At 64.2% G+C, this 22,434-nt stretch carries 22 protein-coding genes, 2 tRNA genes and 1 other RNA gene; 19 read left to right on the top strand and 6 right to left on the bottom strand.

From position 1 onward, the window contains the following. Positions 1-77 precede the first annotated feature (77 nt). The 8 genes from HDE78_RS17090 to HDE78_RS17055 all read left to right on the top strand — a co-directional run bounded on the left by HDE78_RS17090 (position 78) and on the right by HDE78_RS17055 (position 7,130). Positions 78-485, top strand: coding sequence for a ketosteroid isomerase-related protein (locus HDE78_RS17090; protein ID WP_179481697.1), 408 nt, complete (start codon positions 78-80; stop codon positions 483-485). 3 nt (positions 486-488) lie between these two features. After that, on the top strand, positions 489-1,106 hold the full coding sequence (locus tag HDE78_RS17085) for a GNAT family N-acetyltransferase (protein WP_179481695.1): 618 nt from the start codon (positions 489-491) through the stop codon (positions 1,104-1,106). A 32-nt stretch (positions 1,107-1,138) separates the two neighbouring features. After that, complete coding sequence (folC, locus tag HDE78_RS17080) at positions 1,139-2,467, top strand: bifunctional tetrahydrofolate synthase/dihydrofolate synthase (protein WP_179481693.1); 1,329 nt, start codon at positions 1,139-1,141, stop codon at positions 2,465-2,467. Between the two features lie 70 nt (positions 2,468-2,537). After that, positions 2,538-3,605, top strand: a complete 1,068-nt coding sequence (locus HDE78_RS17075) for an SPOR domain-containing protein (RefSeq protein ID WP_179481691.1) — start codon at positions 2,538-2,540, stop codon at positions 3,603-3,605. Positions 3,606-3,665: 60 nt separating this feature from the next. Next, positions 3,666-4,331 carry a CvpA family protein gene (locus HDE78_RS17070; RefSeq protein WP_179481689.1) on the top strand — a complete coding sequence of 222 codons (666 nt, stop codon included), beginning with the start codon at positions 3,666-3,668 and terminating at the stop codon, positions 4,329-4,331. A 14-nt stretch (positions 4,332-4,345) separates the two neighbouring features. After that, entirely contained in the window at positions 4,346-5,821 is a 1,476-nt protein-coding gene (gene purF, locus HDE78_RS17065) for an amidophosphoribosyltransferase (RefSeq protein WP_179481687.1), read from the top strand. A gap of 58 nt (positions 5,822-5,879) precedes the next feature. Beyond that, on the top strand, positions 5,880-6,683 hold the full coding sequence (locus HDE78_RS17060; RefSeq protein ID WP_179481685.1) for a ferritin-like domain-containing protein: 804 nt from the start codon (positions 5,880-5,882) through the stop codon (positions 6,681-6,683). 174 nt (positions 6,684-6,857) lie between these two features. Continuing rightward, positions 6,858-7,130 carry a DUF4242 domain-containing protein gene (locus HDE78_RS17055; RefSeq protein ID WP_179481683.1) on the top strand — a complete coding sequence of 91 codons (273 nt, stop codon included), beginning with the start codon at positions 6,858-6,860 and terminating at the stop codon, positions 7,128-7,130. A 64-nt stretch (positions 7,131-7,194) separates the two neighbouring features. Here HDE78_RS17055 and HDE78_RS17050 read toward each other — a convergent pair. Further along, positions 7,195-7,271 (bottom strand) — tRNA-Pro (locus HDE78_RS17050). A gap of 163 nt (positions 7,272-7,434) precedes the next feature. Here HDE78_RS17050 and hisS point away from each other — a divergent pair. From hisS to HDE78_RS17035, 3 genes are all read left to right on the top strand, one after another. Next, positions 7,435-8,817 (top strand): histidine--tRNA ligase, encoded by a 1,383-nt coding sequence (gene hisS, locus HDE78_RS17045; protein WP_179481681.1) that lies wholly within the window; start codon positions 7,435-7,437, stop codon positions 8,815-8,817. Positions 8,818-9,015: 198 nt separating this feature from the next. Further along, positions 9,016-10,932: an aromatic amino acid ammonia-lyase gene (locus HDE78_RS17040; protein WP_179481679.1), complete on the top strand. Its 1,917-nt coding sequence runs from the start codon at positions 9,016-9,018 to the stop codon at positions 10,930-10,932. Positions 10,933-10,954: 22 nt separating this feature from the next. Then, positions 10,955-11,353, top strand: a complete 399-nt coding sequence (locus HDE78_RS17035; protein ID WP_179481677.1) for a DUF6165 family protein — start codon at positions 10,955-10,957, stop codon at positions 11,351-11,353. A gap of 21 nt (positions 11,354-11,374) precedes the next feature. Here HDE78_RS17035 and HDE78_RS17030 read toward each other — a convergent pair whose 3' ends face one another. Beyond that, the gene (locus HDE78_RS17030; RefSeq protein ID WP_179481676.1) at positions 11,375-12,436 is read right to left on the bottom strand and encodes a glycosyltransferase family 9 protein; all 1,062 of its coding nucleotides are present in this window, start codon (positions 12,434-12,436) and stop codon (positions 11,375-11,377) included. Positions 12,437-12,527: 91 nt separating this feature from the next. Between HDE78_RS17030 and HDE78_RS17025 the strand changes: the two genes are divergently transcribed. From HDE78_RS17025 to HDE78_RS16990, 8 genes are all read left to right on the top strand, one after another. Beyond that, positions 12,528-13,253, top strand: coding sequence for a 3-deoxy-D-manno-octulosonic acid kinase (locus tag HDE78_RS17025; protein WP_179481674.1), 726 nt, complete (start codon positions 12,528-12,530; stop codon positions 13,251-13,253). Next, on the top strand, positions 13,250-14,008 hold the full coding sequence (locus HDE78_RS17020; protein WP_179481672.1) for an MBL fold metallo-hydrolase: 759 nt from the start codon (positions 13,250-13,252) through the stop codon (positions 14,006-14,008). Before HDE78_RS17025 ends, HDE78_RS17020 begins: the two co-directional genes overlap by 4 nt. A 285-nt stretch (positions 14,009-14,293) precedes the next feature. Next, positions 14,294-14,383: transfer RNA gene (locus HDE78_RS17015), tRNA-Ser, on the top strand. Positions 14,384-14,451: 68 nt separating this feature from the next. Next, an RNA gene (ffs, locus tag HDE78_RS17010) (signal recognition particle sRNA small type) lies at positions 14,452-14,548 on the top strand. Positions 14,549-14,680: 132 nt separating this feature from the next. After that, complete coding sequence (gene dnaX, locus HDE78_RS17005; protein WP_179481670.1) at positions 14,681-16,381, top strand: DNA polymerase III subunit gamma/tau; 1,701 nt, start codon at positions 14,681-14,683, stop codon at positions 16,379-16,381. A gap of 23 nt (positions 16,382-16,404) precedes the next feature. Continuing rightward, a complete protein-coding gene (locus tag HDE78_RS17000) occupies positions 16,405-16,728 on the top strand; it encodes a YbaB/EbfC family nucleoid-associated protein (RefSeq protein WP_179481668.1) in 324 nt (107 codons plus the stop codon). Positions 16,729-16,803: 75 nt separating this feature from the next. Further along, positions 16,804-17,397: a recombination mediator RecR gene (gene recR, locus HDE78_RS16995; protein ID WP_179481666.1), complete on the top strand. Its 594-nt coding sequence runs from the start codon at positions 16,804-16,806 to the stop codon at positions 17,395-17,397. A gap of 20 nt (positions 17,398-17,417) precedes the next feature. Continuing rightward, a complete protein-coding gene (locus HDE78_RS16990; RefSeq protein ID WP_179481665.1) occupies positions 17,418-17,762 on the top strand; it encodes a histidine triad nucleotide-binding protein in 345 nt (114 codons plus the stop codon). Positions 17,763-17,891: 129 nt separating this feature from the next. Here HDE78_RS16990 and HDE78_RS16985 read toward each other — a convergent pair whose 3' ends face one another. From HDE78_RS16985 to HDE78_RS16970, 4 genes are read right to left on the bottom strand one after another with little or no spacing between them, the layout of a single operon-like run. Beyond that, positions 17,892-18,479, bottom strand: coding sequence for a Slp family lipoprotein (locus tag HDE78_RS16985; RefSeq protein ID WP_179481663.1), 588 nt, complete (start codon positions 18,477-18,479; stop codon positions 17,892-17,894). Positions 18,480-18,524: 45 nt separating this feature from the next. Further along, complete coding sequence (locus HDE78_RS16980; RefSeq protein WP_255457871.1) at positions 18,525-20,522, bottom strand: DUF3488 and transglutaminase-like domain-containing protein; 1,998 nt, start codon at positions 20,520-20,522, stop codon at positions 18,525-18,527. Further along, positions 20,519-21,472, bottom strand: a complete 954-nt coding sequence (locus tag HDE78_RS16975) for a DUF58 domain-containing protein (RefSeq protein ID WP_179481661.1) — start codon at positions 21,470-21,472, stop codon at positions 20,519-20,521. The genes HDE78_RS16980 and HDE78_RS16975 overlap by 4 nt, the downstream gene beginning before the upstream one ends. Continuing rightward, a complete protein-coding gene (locus HDE78_RS16970; RefSeq protein WP_179481659.1) occupies positions 21,472-22,413 on the bottom strand; it encodes an AAA family ATPase in 942 nt (313 codons plus the stop codon). Before HDE78_RS16970 ends, HDE78_RS16975 begins: the two co-directional genes overlap by 1 nt. Positions 22,414-22,434: the final 21 nt, after the last annotated feature.

The raw sequence follows: 22,434 nt of genomic DNA, 5'->3' as shown, positions 1-22,434 counted from the left end.
GCAGAACGCAAGCCGCGTCTTACCTGAGTCTCTCGATGCTTTAAGCTGTTCGTCCGACCAAGACGGAGGCTGAAAGCATGTCCGATACCAAGGCGCTGATCGAGCACTATTACGACGCGTTCAATCGCGCCGACTGGGAAGCGATGCTGGCCTGCCTCACCGATGATGTGGCGCACGATCTCAACCAGGGGCCACGTGAGCAGGGACTCGACGCGTTTCGCGCGTTTCTCGGGCGCATGCAGGGCAGCTACAGCGAGCAGCTGCAGAAGATCGTGGTCATGGCATCCGCCGACGGTCTGCGCGCCGCGGCCGAGTACGAAGTGCACGGGGTTTATCTGGCCGACGACGAGGGGCTTCCCCCGGCGAAAAACCAGCGCTACGTGTTGCCGGGCGGCGCGTTCTTCGACATTCGGGATGGTCGTATTTCCCGCGTCAGCAACTATTACAACCTCAATGACTGGATCGCCCAGGTTACAGGCGGCTGACCCATGGCCGTTAGCGTGACTACGTGCGTGGGTGAAGCCGTCGCGCCCTACCTGGATGACTTGTCGCGCTTGCGCACTGCCGTGTTTCGCGACTATCCGTATCTGTATGAAGGGGATGCCGCATACGAGCGTGATTATCTCTCCGCTTACGCGCGTTCGCCGCGCAGCCTATTCGTGCTGGCGTTCGATGGCGAAAGGGTGGTTGGCGCTTCCAGCGGCCTCCCTTTGGCCGATGACGGCGACCCGTTCCAGCGGCCGTTTCGCGAGCAAGGCATGGCGGTGGACGAGGTTTTCTACTTTGGCGAATCGGTGCTGTTGAACGCGTATCGCGGTCAGGGCCTCGGCCATCGATTTTTCGACGAGCGCGAGGCGCATGCGCGTCGGCTTGGCGGATTTCGCTGCACGGCGTTCTGCGCGGTCGAGCGTGACGCCGACGATCCTCGGCGCCCGCCGCACTATCGATCCAATGACGCGTTCTGGCGCAAGCGCGGCTATCGGCGGCAGGAGACGATGTTCTGCCATCTGGATTGGACAGAGATCGGGGATATCACGCCGACTTTGCACCGTCTTCGTTTCTGGCTTCGGCCGCTGGATGATCGAAGCACGCGGCCGGAAGGCTAAACTGTACGCAGGCTTTCCATAAAGATCGTTGCATGACCCGCACTCTCGCCGAATGGCTGTCGTATCAGGAACAGGTCAACCTGCGCAGCATCGAGCTGGGGCTCGATCGGGTGCGCGCGGTATGGCAGCGGATGGGCGCGGTGGCGCCGGCGCGTCGGGTGATCACGGTCGGTGGCACCAATGGCAAAGGCTCGACGGTAGCATTTCTTGAAGCGATGCTGAGGGCGGCCGGCATGCGCGTCGGAAGCTTCACGTCGCCGCATTTGATGCATTACAACGAACGCGTGCGCATCGACGGGGTGGATGCCGATGATGCGACGTTGACGGCATCGTTCGAGCGCATCGAATCGGCGCGTCTGGCGCTTACGCACGACGGCGCAAAGCAAACGGAAATCCCGCTGACCTATTTCGAATTCGGCACGCTGGCCGCATTCGATATTTTTTCCCGCGCCGATTTGGACGTGGCCATTCTCGAGGTGGGTTTGGGCGGACGCCTCGATGCGGTGAACATCGTCGATGCCGACGTCGCCATCGTGACGACGGTGGACCTCGATCACATGGACTGGTTGGGTCCCGACCGCGACAGTATCGGCCGCGAGAAGGCGGGCATCGCGCGGGCCGGGCATCCGGTCATCGTCGGCGAGATCGATCCGCCGGCGGGCCTTCTTGATGCGCTGGCGGGCATCGGAGCGAACGTGCAGCGCGCGGGCATCGATTTCTCGACGCAGCGTCTGGACACCGGTTGGCGCTGGCAGCACCGCGATGGTCTGGCGATGGTCTTGCCCGATCCGGCGCTGGCGGCCCCGGTTCAATATGCGAACGCGGCGGCGGCGATTGCAGCGCTGTATGCCCTGTTCGCCGATGACGTATCGCTGCCGTCGAAGGATTTTTTCGCGGCGGTGAGTCTGGCCCTGCGATCGGTTCGCGTGCCTGCCCGACTGCAGTCGCTGGGTGGCAATCCGGTCTTGCTGGTGGATGTAGGCCACAATCCGCAGGCGGCACGGGCGCTGGCGCAGTGGCTGGATGCACAGCCGCGAGCCCGCGTGCATGCGGTGTACGGTGCGCTGGCCGATAAAGATGTGAATGGTGTGCTAACGGCGCTGGGCCGGCGTATCGATCACTGGCACCTGGCCGGCCTGGATGCCGATACGCCCCGCGGCCTGTCGGCGGAAGAGCTGGTAAAGCGGCTCGATCTGGCGCTACCGCAGGCGTCGTTCGACGCGCATGCCAATGTAGCGAGCGCACTGTCGGCAGCTCGGGGGCTTGCGCAGCCGGGCGAGCGCATTCTGGCGTTCGGCTCGTTTTTCGTGGCCAGCGCCGTGATGGCGGCGGCGCTGGATAAACCCGCGTTAGCCGATTGAACGTGGTGGGCGACGCGGGCAGGTATAATCGCCGTGTTTCGTATTGCGTTTGCCGCTTTGGAGCCACGTCTTGAAAACACGCCTGCTGGGTGCCGCCGTCCTGCTAGCACTGCTGGTTCTGTTCGTACCGATGCTTTTTTCCAGCAAGCCGCCGGCTCCCGGCGGTGATCAGGCGGTAAGCCTGGCGATTCCGCCCGCACCGGATCGGGATCTCCAGACCAAAACCATGAGCCTCAACCCCGACGCCGCCGTTGGCGCGCCGAGCAGTGCGGCTTCCACAGCGCAAACGAGCGCGTCGAAGGTGCCGCCTGGAGCGAGTGGCCAGCTGCCTACCGTGGATATCGGCTCACGCCGACCGCGCGACGTGGAAACCGACCCGCTGGCCGGCAAAAAGCCGGCGCCGACCACGGTCATCACGGGTTCCGGCGCCAGCTCGACCGAGCCGGTGATTCCGATGCAGAACCGGGCGCCGGCCAGCGTGCCGGCGGCGAAGCCGGCTGCCGTGAGCGCCGCGGCGCAAAAAGCGCCGAAGACCGCGCTGGCGAATGATGCGGCTCCGGTCGGTGGGCGCGGCAGTTACAAGATCAACCTCAGCGCCTATGCCAGTGCAGCGGGTGCAGCCAGCCTGCAGCGCCGCGTACAGGCACTGGGTTATCCGGTAAGCAGCCACGCGATCACCCAGGGCGGGCAGCCGCGCACGGTGGTGATCGCCGGGCCGTTCGAAACGCGCACGGCCGCCGAAGCCGCGCGTCTGAAGATCACCCAGTCGGTGCCGGGTGTGCCGGCGCGGCTGCAGCAGGATGCCAGCGAGGAGAGCGCTACCGCCGCCGCGGCACCTGTTTCCGCTTCGGCGAGTAAAGCGGCTGTGGCCGCCGCTGTGCCGGCCACGACAAAGTCCCGGGCCGGCGGTTTTGCCGTGCAGCTGGCCGCGATGAGCAACCAAGGCGACGCGACTGCGCTGCGCGACAAACTGCGTGGCGCCGGCTTCGATGGCTTCGTGGATTCGGTGCAGGCCGGCGGCAAGCAGCTGTGGCGTGTGCGCGCCGGTCCGCAGACGCAGCGTGCCGATGCGGAGCGTATTCGCGACCAGATCAAGGCCAAGCTCGGTATCGCGGGCAATATCGTTCCGGTTCCCTGAGCTTTGTCGTTGCTTTGGGTGGTTGCAGTCAACTAATGCGTCATCAGCTCAGGTGAAGGGATGAACTGGACCGACTGCATCATTCTCGGCGTACTGGCCCTTTCTGTATTGATCGGCTTGTTCCGCGGGCTGATCGCCGAGGTGCTGTCGCTGGTGATCTGGGTGGCGGCATTCTGGGCGACCGCGCTTTTCGGTCCGATAGTGACGGCGCAGCTGGCGCATTCGATCAGTTCAGTGCCGCTGCGCACCTTTGTCGGCTACGGCGTCTGTTTTGTGGTGGTACTGATACTGGGCGCGATCATCCGATTTACGGTGAGGCGGTTGATCTGGAGCGCAGGCCTGTCCGGCGTCGACCGCCTGTTCGGCACGCTGTTCGGGTTTGTCCGTGGCGTGCTGATCGTTTCGGTGCTGGTCTTTCTGGTCGACCTGACCGGGTTCACCAAGGAATCGTGGTGGCGGGAGTCGACGCTGGCACCGCAGTTTCAGGGCTTGGCGTCCTGGTTGGGGCAGGCGGTTCCGACCAGCATTCCCGCCAGCCTGCGCGATCGCGTTCACCCCGAAGCCATGCTCGATAAGATTCACCCGTCCGAAATGCTCGATCACATGCCCGACTTGTCCAAGCTGCCGCACGTCCCCACTTTCGGCTCGCCCCTGAGCCCCTCGTCAGCACGCACAGCGTTACCGGCCCCCGCGACCAGCGTGGCCCCATCCTCTACGAATTACTGAAGCAGGCTACGACCATGTGCGGAATCATCGGTATCGTCGGTATCACCGAAGTCGCCTCGGCCCTTTACGACGGGTTGACCGTGTTGCAGCACCGCGGCCAGGACGCTGCGGGCATCGCCACCGTGGACGGTTCGCGCCTGCGCCTGCACAAGGGCAACGGGCTGGTGCGCGACGTGTTCGGCCAGGCGGCCATGGCCGAACTGCGCGGGCGCATCGGTATCGGCCACTGCCGCTATCCGACGGCGGGCTCCGAAGGTTCGTCCGAAGCGCAGCCGTTCTACGTCAATTCGCCCTACGGCATCGCGTTTGCGCACAACGGCAATCTGGTCAACACCGAATCGCTGCGCCGCGAGATGTTCGAGGACGATCGCCGGCACATCAACACCGATTCGGATTCCGAAGTGCTGCTCAACGTGCTGGCGCACGAGCTGCAGATCCAGGACCGCATGCGTCTGACGCCGGATCATATTTTCAAGGCGGTGGCCGGCGTGCACGCGCGCGCCAGTGGCGGCTACGCCTGCATCGCGCTGGTGCTGGGCTATGGCTTGATCGCATTCCGTGATCCTCACGGCATCCGTCCGCTGGTGCTGGGCGAGCGTGTCACCGCTACCGGCACCGAATATGCGGTGGCTTCCGAATCGGTCGCGTTCGACGTGCTGGGCTTCAAACGCGTGCGTGACATTCTGCCGGGCGAGGCGGTAATCATCACCGACGGCGGTCAGCTGTATTCGCGTCGTTGTTCCGAGGGCGCCGTGCATGCGCCGTGCATCTTCGAATACGTCTATCTGGCGCGGCCCGATTCGATGATCGAGGACGTGTCGGTGTACAAGGCGCGCCTGCGCATGGGTGAAAAGCTGGCCGAAAAGATCCTGCGCGAGCGGCCCGATCACGGCATCGACGCGGTGATACCGATTCCCGATACCGCGCGCACCGTTGCCAGCGCGCTGGCCGGTGCGCTGGGCGTGCCGTTCCGCGAGGGCTTCGTCAAGAACAGCTATATCGGCCGCACCTTCATCATGCCCGGGCAGGGCGAGCGCGTGAAATCGGTGCGCCGCAAGCTCAATGCGATCGACCTGGAATTCCGCAAGAAGAACGTGCTGCTGGTGGACGACTCCATCGTGCGCGGCACCACGTCGAAGCAGATCATCCAGATGGCTCGCGACGCCGGCGCCAAGAGCGTGTACTTCGCCTCGGCCGCGCCGCCGGTGCGCTACCCCAATGTCTACGGCATCGATATGCCCTCGGTTTCCGAACTGGTCGCAGCCGGCCGCACCGAGAAGGAAGTGGAACAGACGCTGGGCGCCGACTGGCTGATCTATCAGAACCTCGAGGATCTGATCTGGGCCGTGCAGGACGGCAACGAAGACCTCAAGCACTTCGACACCTCGTGTTTTTCCGGCGAATACGTCACCGGCCTCGACGATCGTTATCTCGAGCAGATCCAGATGCTGCGCTCGGACGACGCCAAGGCGGCGCGACGTACCGCGTGATGCTCGGCATCCTCTTCCGTCGGGGAGAGGATCGAGAAGGGCGCTTGCGAAAATTTCCATGACCGATCTCCACGCCGCCGCCAAGCGCTGCCTCGATGCGGCCGACCCGGCTGAAAAGCTTTGCCTGAGCCGCACCACCTGGGAGTCATTGCTGGCCGGTCAGCTGCGCGCGGATCCTTCATCGCGTGCGCCCGAACCGATCGGTGCACCGGGTCGTCCGGCCAAACCTCGGCTGGTCAACGCGCGCCAGGTGCCGCAGCGTGGACTCGGGAGCCCCGAAGGCCGTGCCGCGTTGGTGCATGCCGTTGCGCATATCGAATTCAACGCCATCAACCTGGCTTGGGACGCGGTGTACCGCTTTCGCGGCAAGCCTGATGCGTACTACCGCGACTGGGCCAGCTGCGCCAATGACGAGGCGCGGCATTTCGCCATGCTCGCCGGCCGGCTCGCCGAGCTCGGTCATGCCTATGGCGATTTCGACGCGCACGACGGCCTGTGGGCCATGGCCGAGAAAACCGCGGATAACGATACCGCCCGCATGGCGCTGGTGCCGCGCGTACTTGAAGCGCGCGGGCTGGATGTGACGCCGGGGATGATCGATCGCCTGCGCCACCTCGGCGACACCCGCACGGTCGCCATCCTCGAAGTGATCTTGCGTGAGGAAGTCGCCCACGTCGCTGCCGGTACGCGCTGGTACCGCTATTGCTGCGAACGTGACGGTGTCGATCCCGCCGAGCATTTTTTCGAATTGTTGCGCGAATACATGGGCGTCAGCCTGCGCGGCCCGTTCAATCTGCCCGCGCGACGCGAGGCGGGTTTCGACGAGCATGAACTCGACCAGCTGCTGGCCTTGATGCCGTAGCTTCGCCTTGCGGCGAGGCGGTGAGGTGGGATTGCAACGCTGCACTGCAGCTTTTTTCAGGCGTGGCGGGCGAGTACGTTCAAACGGCCAGTCCGATGCCTCGCACGCATACCCGCGTTGGCGAAGTCGGCGTATCTCGCGGCACCTCCGCCATCTATCGTGGAATCCAGACCCATGCCAAAATTTCTGATCGAGCGCGAAATCCCTGGGGCCGGCCAGCTAAACGCCGCCGAACTGAAAGGTATTTCGCAGACGTCCTGCGGGGTGCTGCAGGCGATGGGTCCCAGCATTCAGTGGGTGCAGAGCTACGTGACCGACGACAAGATCTACTGCGTCTACATCGCGCCGGACGAAGCGACCGTGCGTGAACACGCCAGGCAGGGCGGCTTTCCGGCCAACAAGGTTACGCCGATTCACGCCATCATCGATCCGGCCACGGCAGAGTAAGCTGGCGAGAGGCAAGCGGCGGCCATAAAAAAGCCGGCGCTGGGCCGGCTCGATCATCGAATTTTGGTCGGGGAGACAGGATTCGAACCTGCGACTTCTACGTCCCGAACGTAGCGCTCTACCAGGCTGAGCTACACCCCGTGGTAAGCCGCGTATCTTAATGGCGCTCGGCAACCTTGGCAACAGCCGGCGACGCCAAGGTGTACAGGATCGCTTCGGAACGGACTCTGCCTTCTGTTAATCTTGACGGCTGCCGCCGCGCGCGTTGCGCGGCATGCGTTCCCTATTGTCAGCAGAGGATTTCATGGCGCTTACCCCGGCCCGCACCATGCCCGGCGTGCTCGAGCTGCTGCCGCTCGACCAGATCGCATTTCAGCGCATGCTCGACGTGATCCGTCGCAATTACGAGCGTTTCGGCTTTCTGCCGATCGAAACGCCGGTGATCGAGTACTCCGACGTGCTGCTCACCAAGACCGGTGGCGAGACCGAGCGACAGGTGTACTTCGTGCAGTCTACCGGCGCGCTGAATGCGGCCGACAAAGAAGGCATGCCCGAGCTGGCGCTGCGCTTCGACCTCACCGTACCGCTGGCGCGTTATGTGTCCGAGCATGAGCGCGAGCTAAGCTTTCCGTTTCGCCGCTATCAGATGCAGCGCGTCTACCGCGGCGAGCGCGCGCAGCGCGGTCGCTTCCGCGAGTTCTACCAGTGCGATATCGATGTGATCGGCAAAGACGCGCTGTCGGTACGTTACGACGCCGAGATTCCGGCGGTGATCTACAGCGTATTCCGCGAGCTGAACATCGGTGCGTTCACCATCCAGCTCAACAACCGCAAGCTGATGCGCGGTTATTTCGAGAGCCTGGGCATCGTCGACAGCGAGCAGCAGATGCTGGTGCTGCGCGAGGTGGACAAGCTGGACAAGCGCGGCGCCGATTACGTGCGCGATACGCTGACCGGCGAGACCTTCAATCTGAGCGCCGACGTGGCGCAAAAGATTCTTGCCTTCGTGCAGATTCGTTCGACCTCGCTGAAAAATGCCTTCGAGCATCTCGATGCGCTAGGTGCCGGGCCGGAAGCGCTGGAGCAGGGGCGCGCGGAGCTGAAAGAGGTGCTGGGTTTGATCCATGCCTTCGGCGTGCCGGAGACGCATTTCGTACTGAACCTGTCGATCGCCCGCGGCCTCGACTATTACACCGGCACCGTTTACGAAACCACGCTCAACGATCATCCGCAGATCGGTTCGATCTGCTCGGGCGGCCGTTATGAAAATCTCGCCGGCCAGTACACCAAGTCGCACTTGCCGGGCGTCGGCATTTCGATCGGACTGACGCGGCTCTACTGGCAGCTGCGCGACGCCGGTTTGATCGATACCGCCAAGAGCACGGTCGATGTGCTGGTGACGCAGATGGACGAGGCGCAGTTGCCGGCGTATCTCGCGTTGGCCGGTGAGCTGCGCGCTGCAGGCATCGCCACCGAAGTGGTGCTGGAAGGTGGCAAGCTCGGCAAGCAGTTCAAATACGCCGATCGCGCAGGCATCCGCTTCGTGATCGTGCTGGGCGAAGACGAGATTGCCAAAGGCGTGGTCACGGTGAAGGATCTGCGCCGTGAAGACCAGTTCGAAGTGGCGCGCAGCGAGCTTGTCAAGACGCTGCGGGTGGAACTGGAGCAGGCCGCGGCGATGGGTTGAGTTTCGCTTTCCAATTCCGCGAGAAAAGGCAGTTATTTGCAACAGCAGTGTCGTAGGTTGGGGTGAGCGAAGCGAGCCCCAACGCTTTGCGGATGTTGAGGTATTTGTTGGGGTTTGCTTCGCTCACTCCAACCTAACTTGTTATCACCGCGGGCCGAGCGGCCGGCGGTTACCGTATTCGATTTTTGTGAGGCAGCTTTGAGCCACTCCGACACCATTCTTCTCGATGGCAACCATCTCAGCCGCGCGCAGCTGGTCGCCGTCGCGCGTTCCGGCAACAAGGTTTCACTGGACCCTGCCGGGCTCAAGCGCGTACAGCGCGCCGCGGATTTTCTGGCTGAAAAGGTCAGCTGCGGTGAGCCGACCTATGGCGTCACGACCGGCTTCGGCAGCAACGCCGACAAGCTGCTCGGCGCGCATCGTCTGCGCGACGAGCTGCCCGGGGCGGCTCTGATCAAACGCGGGCCGCATGACACCGAAGGCACGCTTCTCGAAGAGTTGCAGCACAACCTGATCATCACCCATGCGGTTTGCGTGGGTAAGCCGTTCAGCGAGGAAGTGGTGCGGGCGATGCTGCTGATCCGCATCAACACGCTGATGCGCGGTCATTCGGGCATTCGGGTCAGCACGCTGGAAGCGCTGACCGCGATGCTCAACGCCGGCGTGGTGCCGGTGGTGCCGGAAAAAGGTTCGGTCGGCGCCAGCGGCGACCTCGCGCCACTGTCGCATCTGGCGATCGTGCTGCTGGGCGGCGGCGAGGCGTTTTACCAGGGCGAACGCGTGTCTGGTGCCGAGGCGCTGAAGCGCGCCGGGCTTTCGCCGATCCGCCTGTCCTTCAAGGAAGGTCTTGCGCTAAACAACGGCACCGCGCAAATGCTGGCAACTGCCGCGCTGGCGCTGGACACGCTGGAACAATTGCTGGACACCGCCGATCTCGCTGCGTCGATGACGCTCGACGCGTTCGCCGGCCGCAGCGGGGCATTGCGACCGGAAGTGCACGCGCTGCGCCCGCATCCGGGGCAGGTGGAAACCGCGGCCAACGTGCGCGAGCTGCTGGTCGGCTCCACGCTGGTCGATATTCCGTATCACCTGGTACCGCGCTTCAAACCGTGGAGCGCCGAAGCCTGGAGCGAGCCGGACGATCAGGCGCTGAGCTTCGATATCGGCTGGGACTGGGTGCCGGCCAACCAGCGGCACGGTCGCGAGGCGTTCTACAGCCGTTTTCTGCCGTTCAAGGGCGGCAAAAAGCATCAGCCGCAGGACGCCTACAGCCTGCGCTGCATGCCACAGGTGCACGGTGCCGTGCGCGACGCGTGGGCGCAGGCGTGTCGGGTGATCGATATCGAATTGAACTCGGTCACCGACAACCCGCTGATCTTCCCCGATGCGGAAGATGCGCAGTTCATCGAGGATCAGGTGATCTCGGCCGGCCACTTCCACGGCATGCCGCTGGCGCTGGCGATGAGCTACGTCAAGGCGGCGATTCCCGTGCTGGCGTCGATTTCCGAGCGGCGCCTCAACAAGCTGGTCGACCCGGCCACCAACGACGGGCTGCCGGCGTTTCTGACCGGCAACGAGGACGGCACGGATTCCGGCTTCATGATCGTGCAGTACACGGCGGCGGCACTGGTCAACGACCTGGCCACCCGCGCGCATCCGGCCAGCGTATATTCGATACCGACCAGTTCGAACGCCGAAGACCATGTCTCGATGGGCGCCAACGAAGCGCGCCACGTGCTGGAAATGACCGAAGACCTCAGCCACGTGCTGGCCCTGGAGATCTACACCGCCGCGCAGGCGCTCGATTTCCGTCAGGCCATGTTGAACGCCGCGCGCAGGCTGGCCGCGCGCGCAGGCTGGCAGGCGATTGCGGAAAAGATTGCCAATGCGCCGCGCGAAGGTCATGCACACTACCCGCAGTTTGTGGCCGAGGTGCAGCAGCTCACGTCCGCGCTGGCCGAGGTGGGTGATTTCCACGCGGGAACGCGCGTGCGCGAGGCCCATGCCGTGCTGCGTCAACATATCGATTTCATGCATCGCGATCGAGCGATGGATGGCGAGGTACGCACCGTGTGCGAGCTGGTCCAGCAAGGCGCGTTTCGCCGATCGCACTGAATCCCTACTGCGGAGTTTTTCCATGAGCCTTATCCAGACCCCGGTGTCCTACGGCGAGCTGATCGACAAGATCACCATTCTCGAAATCAAGTCGCGCCGCATCACCGACGACGCCAAGCTGGCCAACGTACGCAACGAGTTGGACATGCTCAACGCGACGTGGGCGAACGACTCGGCGTCACAGATCGATATTGCCGACGAGCGCGAGCGCCTGCACACGGTCAACGAGACGCTGTGGGATATCGAGGACGCGATCCGCATGAAGGAGCGTGCGCAGGCCTTCGATCAGGAGTTCATCGAGCTGGCGCGCGCGGTGTATTTCCGCAACGACGAGCGTGCCGCGTTTAAGCGCGAGATCAATCTCAAATTGGGTTCGGAGCTGGTCGAAGAGAAGTCGTACCAGCATTATCGCGCGGTCTAACGGCGTATCCGAGCCGTGCCATCAGCTCAGGCCTAGGTCTAGCGCGGCCGCGTCGAAGCGCTCGATCACGTCGTCCACGCCGATCAGGTCCATCACGCCGGGCCGCTCGATCTTGCTGCCCCAGGCCAGTTCGCTGGCGGATTTGCCGAAGTATTTTTGCGCCGCCGCGTCATATTTGTCGACGCACCAGCGCCGGTCCGAATACGGGCCGGAGCGATCTGGATTGCTCGCGGCGTGCAGGCCGAGCACCTTCGTGCCGACGGCATTGGCCATATGCATCGGGCCCGAGTCCGGGGTCAGCACCAGCTGCGCCCGAGCCAGCATGGCCATCAGGCGTTTGAGCGTGTCCTTGCCGGTCAGGTCCAGCGGCGCGCGCCGGCAAGCGGCCAGTACGGCGTCGGCCATCTCACGTTCACCGGATGACGGGCCGCCGATCAGGGCTACACGCCAGCCGCACGCGGCAGCGTAGTCCATGACGGCGGCGTAGCGCTCGGGACGCCAGTTGCGCAGCGCGTGGCTGGAGGTCGGGCTGATCAGCAAGGTTGGCGTGTCGCCGGGCAATACCTCGGCCGCCCAGGCGTGCGCCTCGTCTGGAACGGGAATATCCCAACGCACCTTCGTCTGTTTCAAACCCAGTGGCTCGACGAAGCTGCCCAGTGCGTCGAGGACATGCTCGCCGCGGCGCGCGGGAATGCGCCGGTTGATCACCAGACCGTGCAGATCTTTCGAGCGCGCCGCGTCGTAGCCGATGCGCTGCGGAGCCTTGATCCCCAGACTCAGCAGGTTCGATCGCATCGCTACCTGCATCTGCAGCAGCGCATCGAAGCGCCGCCCGTGCAAAGCGCGATGGACCTCGCGCATGCCGGCCCAGCCCGCGCTTTTGTCGAACGTGACGAACTCCACGCCGGGCAGGTCGCCGACCAGCTTGCGCTCGAGCTTGCCGACGACCCACGTCAGTGACGTTTGCGGCCACGCCTGCTGCAGCGTGCGCACCAGCGGCACAACATGCGTGACGTCACCGATGGCCGAGGTACGCAGCAGACAGATAGATGATGGCGTGGAGAGGGCGGAGGAGGCGGTCATCGGGCTTGAATTGGGCGGACGTGGGCTAGAATCGGAGGCTGACATGGGCGCGCATGCAAGGCGTCACAGACCGACGCCACCAGGCAGGATGATGCAGGAACGAACGCTCAAAGATACAGCCGATGTGATCCTGTTCGATGCCGATGTATCGCCGGCGATCGATGCCGACTGGTTTTCCGCCGACTACTGGCGCGCGCGCGGCGCGCTGCACGAGCAATCCGGCGGGCGCGGTGGCGTCGCGGTGATCGGTACGCCGGCGGGCGACTGCGTGCTGCGGCATTATCGTCGCGGCGGCATGGTGGCTGCACTGCTCGGCGACCGTTACCTGTGGACAGGCGCGGACCGAACGCGCGCGTTTGCCGAGTTTCGCCTGCTCGGCGACATTGCGCGGCTCGGTCTGCCCGGGCCGCAGGCGGTGGCCGCGCGTTATCGGCGCCGGGGCTTTTACTATTGCGCCGACCTGATGACGCGTCGTATTGCCGATGCGCGCACGCTGGCCGAATGCCTCGCCGCCGGGCAACTCGATGGGGGGATGGCGGCTCAGGTCGGCGTGCTGATCGCACGATTCCATCGGGCAGGCATCTGGCACGCCGACTTGAACGCACACAATATGCTGGTGACGCCAGCGCAGCTGTATCTGATCGACTTCGATCGCGGTGAGCTGCGCGTGCCCGCCGAGGCGTGGCGGCTTGCCAATCTGCAGCGTCTGCGGCGTTCGCTGGTAAAGCTCGGCGCCGCCGTGCCGAGCGATGCGGCATTCGATCAGGCCATCTGGCAGCCCCTGCTGCAGGCCTATCAGCGTACATTTGGCGCATGAACTGGCATCTGCATTTTCTCGGCGTCGGCGCCGCGCATGCGGTCGAACTGGGCTCCTCGTCGGCGGTGATCGAGCGTGACGGCGAGCCGCTGTTGCTGATCGACTGCGGCCCCGACACGCTGGACCGCTATCAGGCAGCTTACGGCAAGCCGCCACATGCACTCTTCATCACGCATACCCATATGGATCATGTGGCGGGGCTGGAGCGGTTGTTTTTTCGGCTGTGGTTCGACGAGAGCCTGCGCGGCAATACCAAGGTTTTCCTGCATGCCGCGCTGCTGCCGTGGCTGCAGGCGCGCGTGGCGGACTATCCGGGCGCGCTGGCCGAAGGTGGCGTCAATTACTGGGAGGCTTTCCGGCTGGTTCCCTGTACGCGGGGATTCTGGTTGGAGGGGCTGTGGTTCGACGTGTTCGCCACGCGGCATCATGCGCCGGGGACCTCGTATGGTGTCGCGCTGGACGGCAGCTTTGTCTATACGGGCGACACGCGGCCGATTCCCGAGGTGTTGGGCCGGTATGCCGGCGGGCCGGAGCTGATCGCGCACGATTGCGGTCTGATCGGCAATCCTTCGCACACGGGCGTGGACGATCTCGAACGCGAATACACCGCTTCGCTGCGCGCGCAGTGCCTGCTTTACCACTACGGCAGCGCCGCCGATGGGGCTGCGCTCGCTTCCCGCGGATTCCTTGTTGTGGGCACCGACGAACGCGTAGCGCTGGCTCAGCCCGCCCCGCCGAGGGCCGATGCCGGTTGAATCATGTGAGGTTTGCTTGCCTGTAATGGCCCCGGACGTTATCCTTCCGCTTCTTTGTCGGGCTGGATGTCCGGGCGAAGAGGTTGCAAGGAGAGGTGTCCGAGTGGTTGAAGGAGCACGCCTGGAAAGTGTGTATACGGTCAAACGTATCGCGGGTTCGACAAATTCGTCTGGAACGAATTTGGACAGCCGCAGGCTGGCCCCGAACGTAGTGAGGGGTGAGGCTCAGGATGAGCCGAACATATCCCGCTCGTAAAGGTTGCAATCGTTTTAGTTACATCAAGTGGAGAGGTGTCCGAGTGGTTGAAGGAGCACGCCTGGAAAGTGTGTATACGGTCAAACGTATCGCGGGTTCGAATCCCGCTCTCTCCGCCAATTTTTGAGAAGTGAAGTGCGACGAACTTCAGGTTCGGCGCATGTAGAAGTAACGTCTATGGTGGCCCCGTCGGTCCCCCCGCGACGATAGTTCGCAAACTCCGCCAGGTCCGGAAGGAAGCAACGGTAGCGAATGATTCGGGTGCCGGGGTGTGGCTGGCGGGGCCGCCGCCTTTTGGGCCGCCTCGCAGCCCGTGCGACACCCAGGGTGCAGAATGCCTGCCACTGCACGGCGACAGCTACTGACTTGCCATCGCCGACTTGGCACAATCCCCCTTTGCCCCCACGTTGGTAGCCATGTCCTATCAGGTACTCGCACGCAAATGGCGCCCGCGCAAGTTCTCCGAACTGGTCGGCCAGGAGCACGTGGTGCGCGCGCTCACCAATGCGCTCGATACCGGCCGCATGCACCACGCCTATCTGTTCACCGGCACGCGTGGCGTCGGCAAGACCACGATCGCGCGCATCTTCGCCAAGTCGCTGAACTGCGAACGCGGGCAGTCGGCGGACCCTTGCGGCGAATGCTCGGTCTGCACCTCGGTCGATGAGGGTCGCTTCGTCGACCTGCTGGAAATCGACGCGGCCAGCAACACTGGCGTGGACGACGTACGCGAGGTCATCGAAAACGCGCAGTACGCGCCCTCGCGCGGACGTTTCAAGGTGTACCTGGTCGACGAGGTGCACATGCTTTCGCGCAATGCGTTCAACGCGTTGCTGAAGACGCTGGAAGAACCGCCGCCGCACGTGAAGTTTCTGCTCGCCACCACCGACCCGCAGAAGCTGCCGGTGACGGTGCTGTCGCGCTGCCTGAAGTTCAACCTCAAGCGGCTGTTGCCGGAACAGATTTCCGGCCAGATGCGGCACATTCTGGGTGCTGAAAACATTGCCTACGACGACAGCGCCATCGGCGAACTGGCGCGTGCGGCCGACGGCTCGCTGCGCGATGGTTTGTCGCTGCTCGATCAGGCGATTGCCTATGGCGGGGGTGCGCTGCATGCCGACGATGTGCGCACGATGCTCGGCAGCGTGGCGCGCGGTCAGGTGCTCGGCGTGCTCGACGCGCTGGCCGCGGGCGATGGCGAACGGCTGCTGGCCGAATGCACGCAGATCGCCTCGTACTCCCCGGACTTCGGCGGCGTGCTCGACGATCTGGCCAGCGTGCTGCATCGCCTGCAGCTGATCCAGCTGATTCCCGGTTACAAGCCCGAAGAGGGTGGTGCCGACGATAGCGCGCTGGTGTCGCTGGCCGAGCGCATGACGCCGGAAGACGTGCAGCTGTATTACCAGATAGCTACTTCGGGCCGGCGCGATTTGTCGATGGCTCCGGACGCGCGCACCGGCTTCGAGATGGCGATGCTGCGCATGTTGGCGTTTCGGCCTGACGATGGTGGTACGTCGGCAACGCGTGCCGAGCGGCCCGCGGCAGCGGTGTCGTCACCGGTCGTGGCGCCCCCGCGTGCCGCCGGTGCGTCCGCGTCGCCGCCGCGCTCCGCACCGGCTGCACCATCGCCGGCGGAAGTCGGGCCTGCGCCGGTCGCGCGCGCGGAGCCGTTGGCAGCTTCTGCGCCAGTATCCGTCGCGCCCATCGCCACCGACGATCAAGGGCTGCCGCATTGGGAAAGCCTGATCGAGCGCGCCAATCTGCGCGGTCCGTTCGGACTGCTGGCGCAGAATGCGCTGCTGCGCGAGCGCGACGGCAATACGCTGGTACTGGCTCTGCAGCCGGCGCATATGAGCCTGGCGGTGGAGCCTATGGTCAGCCAGATGGAAGAACGCATCGGCCACGCGCTCGGCGAGCGCATTCGTTTGCGCTTTGTAAGCATTACCGCGGACGTCATCGCAGAAACACCGGCGGCACGCGCGGCGCAGGCGCGCGACACGGCGCAGTCCGAGGCGGAGCGGTCGATCGAAGGCGATCCACTGGTGCAGTCGCTCAAGCGCGAATTCGGCGCCCGCGTGGTGCCGCAGTCCGTCAAGCCCTTTAGCCCAAACCCCTGAATAACGACGTTGGAGTATCACCCATGAAAGGTCAGATCGGTCAGCTGATGCAACAGGCGCAGCGCATGCAGGAAGACATGAAGCGCGCGCAGGAAGAGATTGCCCAACTCGAGGTTACCGGCAGCGCCGGCGGCGGTCTGGTCAGCATCGTGATGACCGGCGCGCATGAAGTGCGTCGCGTGCAGATCGATCGGCAGACCTTCGCCGATGATCCGGAAATGGCCGAGGATCTGGTCGCTGCGGCGATCAACGACGCAGTGAACAAGGTCGCCGAAGTCAGCAAGAACAAGCTCGGCGGCGTGACGGCAGGGATGAATCTGCCGGCCGGCTTCAAGATGCCGTTCTGATTTTTCGGCCATCGATTCCCTATCGAGCTGCGATCGTTCGAGCCCGACGTATCCATTGATTGACTACGCGCATTCATGAGCAAGCTGCTGAATGATTTGATCGAAGCACTGCGCTGTCTGCCCGGCGTAGGCAATAAGAGCGCGCAGCGTATGGCCTTCCATTTGCTGGAGCGCGAACGCGAGCGCGGGCTGAAATTGGCTGCGACGCTGGAGCAGGCGATGCAGCGCATCGGCCGCTGTACGCAGTGCCGAAACTTCAGCGAGGACCCGCTGTGCCCACTGTGTGCCAGCAGCAGCCGCGACCGTCAGGTGCTGTGCGTGGTGGAGTCGCCGACGGATCTGGCCGCGATCGAACAGGCCACCGGCTTTCGCGGTCAGTACTTTGTGCTGATGGGCCGGCTGTCGCCGCTGGACGGTCTGGGACCGGAGGAGCTCGGCCTGGCGCAGCTCACCCAGCGCCTCGGCGAGGGCGAGATCGAAGAAATGATCATCGCCACCAATCCCACGGTGGAAGGCGAGGCGACCGCGCACTATCTCGCCCAGCTGGCGCGGGCGGGCGGGGTGCGTCCGACGCGCCTCGCCCACGGCGTGCCGCTTGGCGGTGAACTGGAATATGTCGATCGCGGCACGCTCGCGCACGCCTTTGGCAGCCGACAGCTGCTGGATTGAACCCACCAAGGAACCCGGCCATGAGCGACACCATTTTCAGCAAAATCATCCGGCGCGAAATTCCCGCGGACATCGTCTTCGAGAGCGACGACGTGCTGGCTTTTCGCGACGTGAACCCCCAGGCCCCGGTGCACGTGTTGTTTATTCCGAAAAAACCGTTCGCCACGCTCAACGATGTCTCAGTGTCAGACTCCGAACTACTGGGCAAACTGCTGCTCGCTGCTGCCGCTTACGCTAAGCAGGAGGGTTTTGCCGAGCAGGGCTATCGGACGGTGATCAACTGCAATGAGGATGGGGGACAGACGGTGTTTCATCTGCACGTGCATTTGCTCGCTGGGCGTCACATGCATTGGCCGCCGGGTTGAACTGCTGCCGAGCCGAGTGGGGCGATTCAACGCTCGCCGAAATGGCTCCTGCATTTCCCGCGTAATGATCATACATGGCAATGAAAAACGCCGGCATCGAGCCGGCGTTTTTAATTGAGCGAGACGCGTTCAGTGGTGGACTGGGCGCACCACGATGACGCGCGGGCCGCCCCAGCCGTAGCCACCCCAGCCACCGCCCCAGTAGCCACCGTAGTAACCCGGGCCCCAAGGGCCACCCCAGAACGGGTCGTAGTAGCCCGGGTAGCCGTAATTGGCCACGCGCTTGGGCCACAGGTAAACCACGTCGGCCTCGACGCGCGGATAGGCGTAGTCGAAGTTGCCGACCTTCTGCGATACGGTGCCGTGCAACGTGCCGGTGATGGTCAGCTCGCGGCCGCGAGTGAATACTTCCGGATCGTAGAAGCCGGTACGGCAGGCGACGAAACGCCCCTGGTTGTCGCCATCATTGGCGCCGCGTGTCGGGCGCGCCTCGCTGTCCAACGGCCGCGACAGAATATAGAAACAGGTTTCCTGCGGACCCGGTTCGGTTTTGATGATCTCGCCACCCCAGCGTACGCGGGTGCCGCCAGCGCCGCCCTGCTGGGCGCTGGCCGTGGTGATGTTGGTGTAGTTGCCTTGCAGCGGCTGCGGCACCGTCACGCAACCGCCCAGCAGGGCGATGGCAGCGACAAGAGCGAGCGGACGATAGAGTGACATGGCGGCATCTCCGGAAGGACGACGGCATACGCCGTCAGATTGGGTTCATTTGACCACGCTAACGACTCGAAAATCCCTCACCGCGCGCTGGAAGGCGCGCAGCGGTTCAGGTGCCGGTATGTCATTTGCATAACGTAGTTCAAGGTAATGCGTCATCAGCGTCGCAAGTTCATCACGTTGGTGCGGCAGCGCGCGTGCAGCGCGGCTCAGGTAATGTTGCGGACCTTCACTAGGCCGCCGCACTATTCCCTTTCGCGCCAGCGTTTTTTCCAGCTCGCGCAATGCTTCGCGCAGCTCGTCGCGTGGCTTTCTACGCAGCAGCGCCCAACCCAGTCCGATGGCGATAAAAACCACGCTGCCGATCGCCAGCAGCAAACCTAGCGTCGCCGTATCCATGTCGCGCACGCCAAACGGAGTGAGCAAGCCGCGCTGACGCAGCGAGTCGAAGCCGATAACGCCTTGATCCCACCAGCGGTTGACGATGTCCCAGCGATTGCGCACGCCCTGCAGCCAATCGTTGCGATACCAGGAAAGCTGATCGCCGGCCGCCGCTGCCGCGCCCAATGAGACACGTTCCGGACGCACCGCGCCGGTGGGGTCGACACGCACCCAGCCGCGACCTTCCAGCCACACCTCGCTCCACGCGTGCGCGTCGGAGTTGCGCACCAACAGATAGTTACCTAGCTTGTTCCAAAAGCCGCCCTGATAACCGGTGACCACGCGCGCAGGAATGCCCGCATCGCGCATCAGCATCGTAAAGGCCGAGGAGTAGTGCTCGCAAAAACCTTCGTGTGTAAAGAAAAGAAAATCATCGATCGAATCGCGGCCCAGCGATGCCGGCGCCAGCGTGTAGCGAAAGCCGCCGTCGTGAAAAAGCGATAAAGCCGCCTGCACGATGGCAGCATCGTTATGGCCGAATTGCTGCCGCCACTGCGTCGCCAACGCGAGCGTGCGCGGATTGAAACCGATCGGCCGCTGCAGCCCGAGCCGGCGTGCGCGATCGTCCAGCTCGGGTTGCAGGCGATAGCGCAGGGCCGAACGTAGCGTGTAGCTGAGTTGGTCGTTGACCGGTTTGTCGGCCACTATTTCGTGGTCCGACAATAACTGCGCCTGCGCCGGTGCATTCAGCGCCACATCGAGAGCGGGCAGCACCCGCTGATGCGTGGGCACGAGGCTGATGCTGTAACCGATTGTGGTGGCGGCCTCGATCGGTGTCGCCGATTGATTCTCGCCGCGCCGAACAAACGGGCGGCGCCAGCTGCGGCCGTCGAACTCCCACATGACGTAGGCACGAAAGTAGCGCAGGTCCGGCGGCGGCACCTCGCGGTCGAACGTCACACGCAGGGCGGGGCGATCGTCGGTCAGCAGATCGGTGAAGTTGCCCGGTGACATGCTGTCGCTCAAGCCGGTGTGAGCCTCGTCCGGTGTGGGCGCGCCCCACAGCGGCTCGCTCAAACGCGGCACCAGCAGAAAGGCGAGCAGCGCCATCGGCAGCGCCGCAGCCAGCAATCCCAGCCCGGGCAGCAGCGTGTGCGGCAGACTGGTTTGTTGCTGCGCCGGCTCCAGCGCACGCAGCGTCGCCAGCGCCGGCAGTAGACCGATCGCCACCACGAAGGTGACGACCAGACCCTGGTCGATCAGCAGCGCACTCATCAGTGCGAAGCAGGCAAAGCCGGCGCCGACGCGTATGTCGCGCGGTGTTTCCGTCTCCAGCAACTTCAGGACAAGCAGGCCAACAGCCAGTGCCGTGCCCGGTTCACGCCCAAAGATGTTGCCGTAGCTGATGATCACCGCCAGGGTGAGCAAGGCCAGCACGGGTATCTTCAGCCACGCCGGCACGCGACCCGTCTGTTGTCGCCGCTGCCACCAGCGCCAGCCGAGGATCAACGCCAACCCGATGCTCAGCCACCACGGCAGATGCGAAGCGTGTACCACCAGCACCAGCGCAACGGTGATGCTGAGCAGGTCGAATGTACGGTTGTCGATCGCCGGCTCGACGGATTTCTTGCGTCGTATCCAGGACGTCAGGTCGACGGCCATCATGGCAATTGCGCCAGCGTGCTCATGCAGTTGGCATAGTGCAGTGGGCCGCTGCTGGCGGCAATTTCGGTGCCCGGCACCCATAGGCTGTAGCTGCGTCGTTCGGCCTGCGCCTCGCCGATCCAGCGCGCCAGCCGGGCGATCCGCGACTCGCTGTCCATGCTCGTGAGCAGCCGCCAGTCGAGCTGCCACTGCGGGCGGCTCTGCGGCTGCTCGAAGTCCTTGACCAGCAGATTGTCGTGATGCGCGCTGGCCTTCCACGCGATGTGGCGTTGCGGGTCGCCCGGGCGGTACTCGCGCAACGCCGCCAGTTCATCACCGCGGTAGAGCCGCATGTGCCGCGCATCGTCCGCCGGCGCTCGCGGCGGGGGACCGGACAATTCCGATCGCGGCCACACCAGCACGGATTGATCCGGATGCAGCCAGCTCCACGCGCGAAACAGCCCCAGCGGCCAGGTCGTCCAAAGGCGGATGCGCGGCAGCGGCAGCCAGCCGCGATCAAAGGTCTGCAGGGTCAGCTTCACGGCCGCGGTGCCGTTGGCGTCGATGGCAAACGCAGTGAACGCGTCATCGATATCGAGGCGGATCGCGCTGCGTGTGCGCAGCGTCTCGAAGGTCAGGGTCAGCTCGATCGGCTGGCCGGCTACCGCATGCCCCGCGCGAATCTGCGTCAGCCGCAAGCCGTCGAGGCTGCGGAATCCGAACAGCATGCTGGTCGAGCTCGCCGCGCCGAGCAGGCAGGTCAGCAGCAGGGCCGCATTGTTCGAATAGTTGAGCGCACCGACCAGCATGACCAGGAGCAGAATGGAAAAGCCCAGGCCGAACATCGTCGGCACAATATAAATGCGCCGCCGATGCAGTTCGATCGGCAGCGTCTCCGGGCGACGGTAACGGGTCAGCGCAGGCAGACGACGCTCGGCCCAGGTTTGCAGGCGCTGCAGCATGCCGCGCATCAATCCACCGCCACCTCGGCCAGCAGTTGGCGCGCCAGCAGATCACCGTTGGCGCCACGTGCCGGCAGCAGGCGATGCGCCGCCAGCGGCACGAACAGGGCCTGGATATCTTCGGGCAGTACATGCGAACGGTTGCTCAGCAAGGCCCAGGCGCGCGCGGCGGCCAACAGCGCTAGACCAGCGCGTGGTGACAGACCTACGCGGATATCGGCATGCCGGCGGCTGGCGGCCAGCAGGGCCTGCAGATAGTCGAGCAGGGCGGCGCTGGCGGTGATCGCTTGCGACTGCCGGTTCAGTGCGAGCAGCGCCGCACCATCGAGCTGCGGCGTGAGCTGCGCCAGCAGATCGCGACGATCGCTGCCGGTCAGTAGCGATCGTTCGGCGGCAGCGTCGGGATAATCCAGCGACAGGCGCAGCATAAAGCGATCGAGCTGCGAGTCGGGCAGGGGAAAGGTGCCGTTGAGGTCGAGCGGGTTCTGCGTCGCCACGACGAAAAACGGCGGCGGCAGCGTATGCGTCTGGCCATCCACGGTCACCTGATTTTCGGCCATCGCCTCCAGCAGCGCGCTCTGCGTCTTCGGGCTGGCGCGATTGATTTCGTCGGCCAGCAGCAGTCCGGTGAAGATCGGGCCGGGATGAAAGCGGAAGGTCGCGGTTTCACGCTCGTAGATGCTGACGCCGATGATGTCCGACGGCAGCAGGTCGCTGGTGAACTGCACTCGCTGAAATTCCAGCGCAAACGTTGCGGCCAGCGCATGGGCGAGGGTGGTTTTGCCGACGCCCGGCACGTCTTCCAGCAACAAATGGCCGCCGGCGATGAGGCAGGCGAAGGCCAGTTTCACCTGCCGCGGCTTACCCAGCAGAACCTGATTGACCTGAGTCATCGCGGCTTCAAGGTGTTTTTGCAGAGTCTCGTCGCGCGGCTGGATAGTGGCGGCCATGGGTCTTCTTGGGTTTGGCGG

This window comes from Rhodanobacter sp. K2T2, from assembly GCF_013408815.1.
Taxonomy (GTDB): Bacteria; Pseudomonadota; Gammaproteobacteria; order Xanthomonadales; family Rhodanobacteraceae; genus Rhodanobacter.
This window is presented reverse-complemented; position numbering and strand designations above follow the sequence as displayed.

Excerpts from the sequence above, each read along its gene's own strand:
- HDE78_RS17090 (WP_179481697.1), top strand. The coding sequence starts at position 78 with ATGTCCGATACCAAGGCGCTGATCGAGCACTATTACGACGCGTTCAAT.
- HDE78_RS17085 (WP_179481695.1), top strand. The coding sequence starts at position 489 with ATGGCCGTTAGCGTGACTACGTGCGTGGGTGAAGCCGTCGCGCCCTAC.
- folC (WP_179481693.1), top strand. The coding sequence starts at position 1,139 with ATGACCCGCACTCTCGCCGAATGGCTGTCGTATCAGGAACAGGTCAAC.
- HDE78_RS17070 (WP_179481689.1), top strand. The coding sequence starts at position 3,666 with ATGAACTGGACCGACTGCATCATTCTCGGCGTACTGGCCCTTTCTGTA.
- purF (WP_179481687.1), top strand. The coding sequence starts at position 4,346 with ATGTGCGGAATCATCGGTATCGTCGGTATCACCGAAGTCGCCTCGGCC.
- HDE78_RS17060 (WP_179481685.1), top strand. The coding sequence starts at position 5,880 with ATGACCGATCTCCACGCCGCCGCCAAGCGCTGCCTCGATGCGGCCGAC.
- HDE78_RS17055 (WP_179481683.1), top strand. The coding sequence starts at position 6,858 with ATGCCAAAATTTCTGATCGAGCGCGAAATCCCTGGGGCCGGCCAGCTA.
- hisS (WP_179481681.1), top strand. The coding sequence starts at position 7,435 with ATGGCGCTTACCCCGGCCCGCACCATGCCCGGCGTGCTCGAGCTGCTG.
- HDE78_RS17035 (WP_179481677.1), top strand. The coding sequence starts at position 10,955 with ATGAGCCTTATCCAGACCCCGGTGTCCTACGGCGAGCTGATCGACAAG.
- HDE78_RS17030 (WP_179481676.1), bottom strand. The coding sequence starts at position 12,436 with ATGACCGCCTCCTCCGCCCTCTCCACGCCATCATCTATCTGTCTGCTG.
- HDE78_RS17025 (WP_179481674.1), top strand. The coding sequence starts at position 12,528 with ATGCAGGAACGAACGCTCAAAGATACAGCCGATGTGATCCTGTTCGAT.
- HDE78_RS17020 (WP_179481672.1), top strand. The coding sequence starts at position 13,250 with ATGAACTGGCATCTGCATTTTCTCGGCGTCGGCGCCGCGCATGCGGTC.
- dnaX (WP_179481670.1), top strand. The coding sequence starts at position 14,681 with ATGTCCTATCAGGTACTCGCACGCAAATGGCGCCCGCGCAAGTTCTCC.
- HDE78_RS17000 (WP_179481668.1), top strand. The coding sequence starts at position 16,405 with ATGAAAGGTCAGATCGGTCAGCTGATGCAACAGGCGCAGCGCATGCAG.
- recR (WP_179481666.1), top strand. The coding sequence starts at position 16,804 with ATGAGCAAGCTGCTGAATGATTTGATCGAAGCACTGCGCTGTCTGCCC.
- HDE78_RS16990 (WP_179481665.1), top strand. The coding sequence starts at position 17,418 with ATGAGCGACACCATTTTCAGCAAAATCATCCGGCGCGAAATTCCCGCG.
- HDE78_RS16985 (WP_179481663.1), bottom strand. The coding sequence starts at position 18,479 with ATGTCACTCTATCGTCCGCTCGCTCTTGTCGCTGCCATCGCCCTGCTG.
- HDE78_RS16980 (WP_255457871.1), bottom strand. The coding sequence starts at position 20,522 with ATGATGGCCGTCGACCTGACGTCCTGGATACGACGCAAGAAATCCGTC.
- HDE78_RS16975 (WP_179481661.1), bottom strand. The coding sequence starts at position 21,472 with ATGCGCGGCATGCTGCAGCGCCTGCAAACCTGGGCCGAGCGTCGTCTG.
- HDE78_RS16970 (WP_179481659.1), bottom strand. The coding sequence starts at position 22,413 with ATGGCCGCCACTATCCAGCCGCGCGACGAGACTCTGCAAAAACACCTT.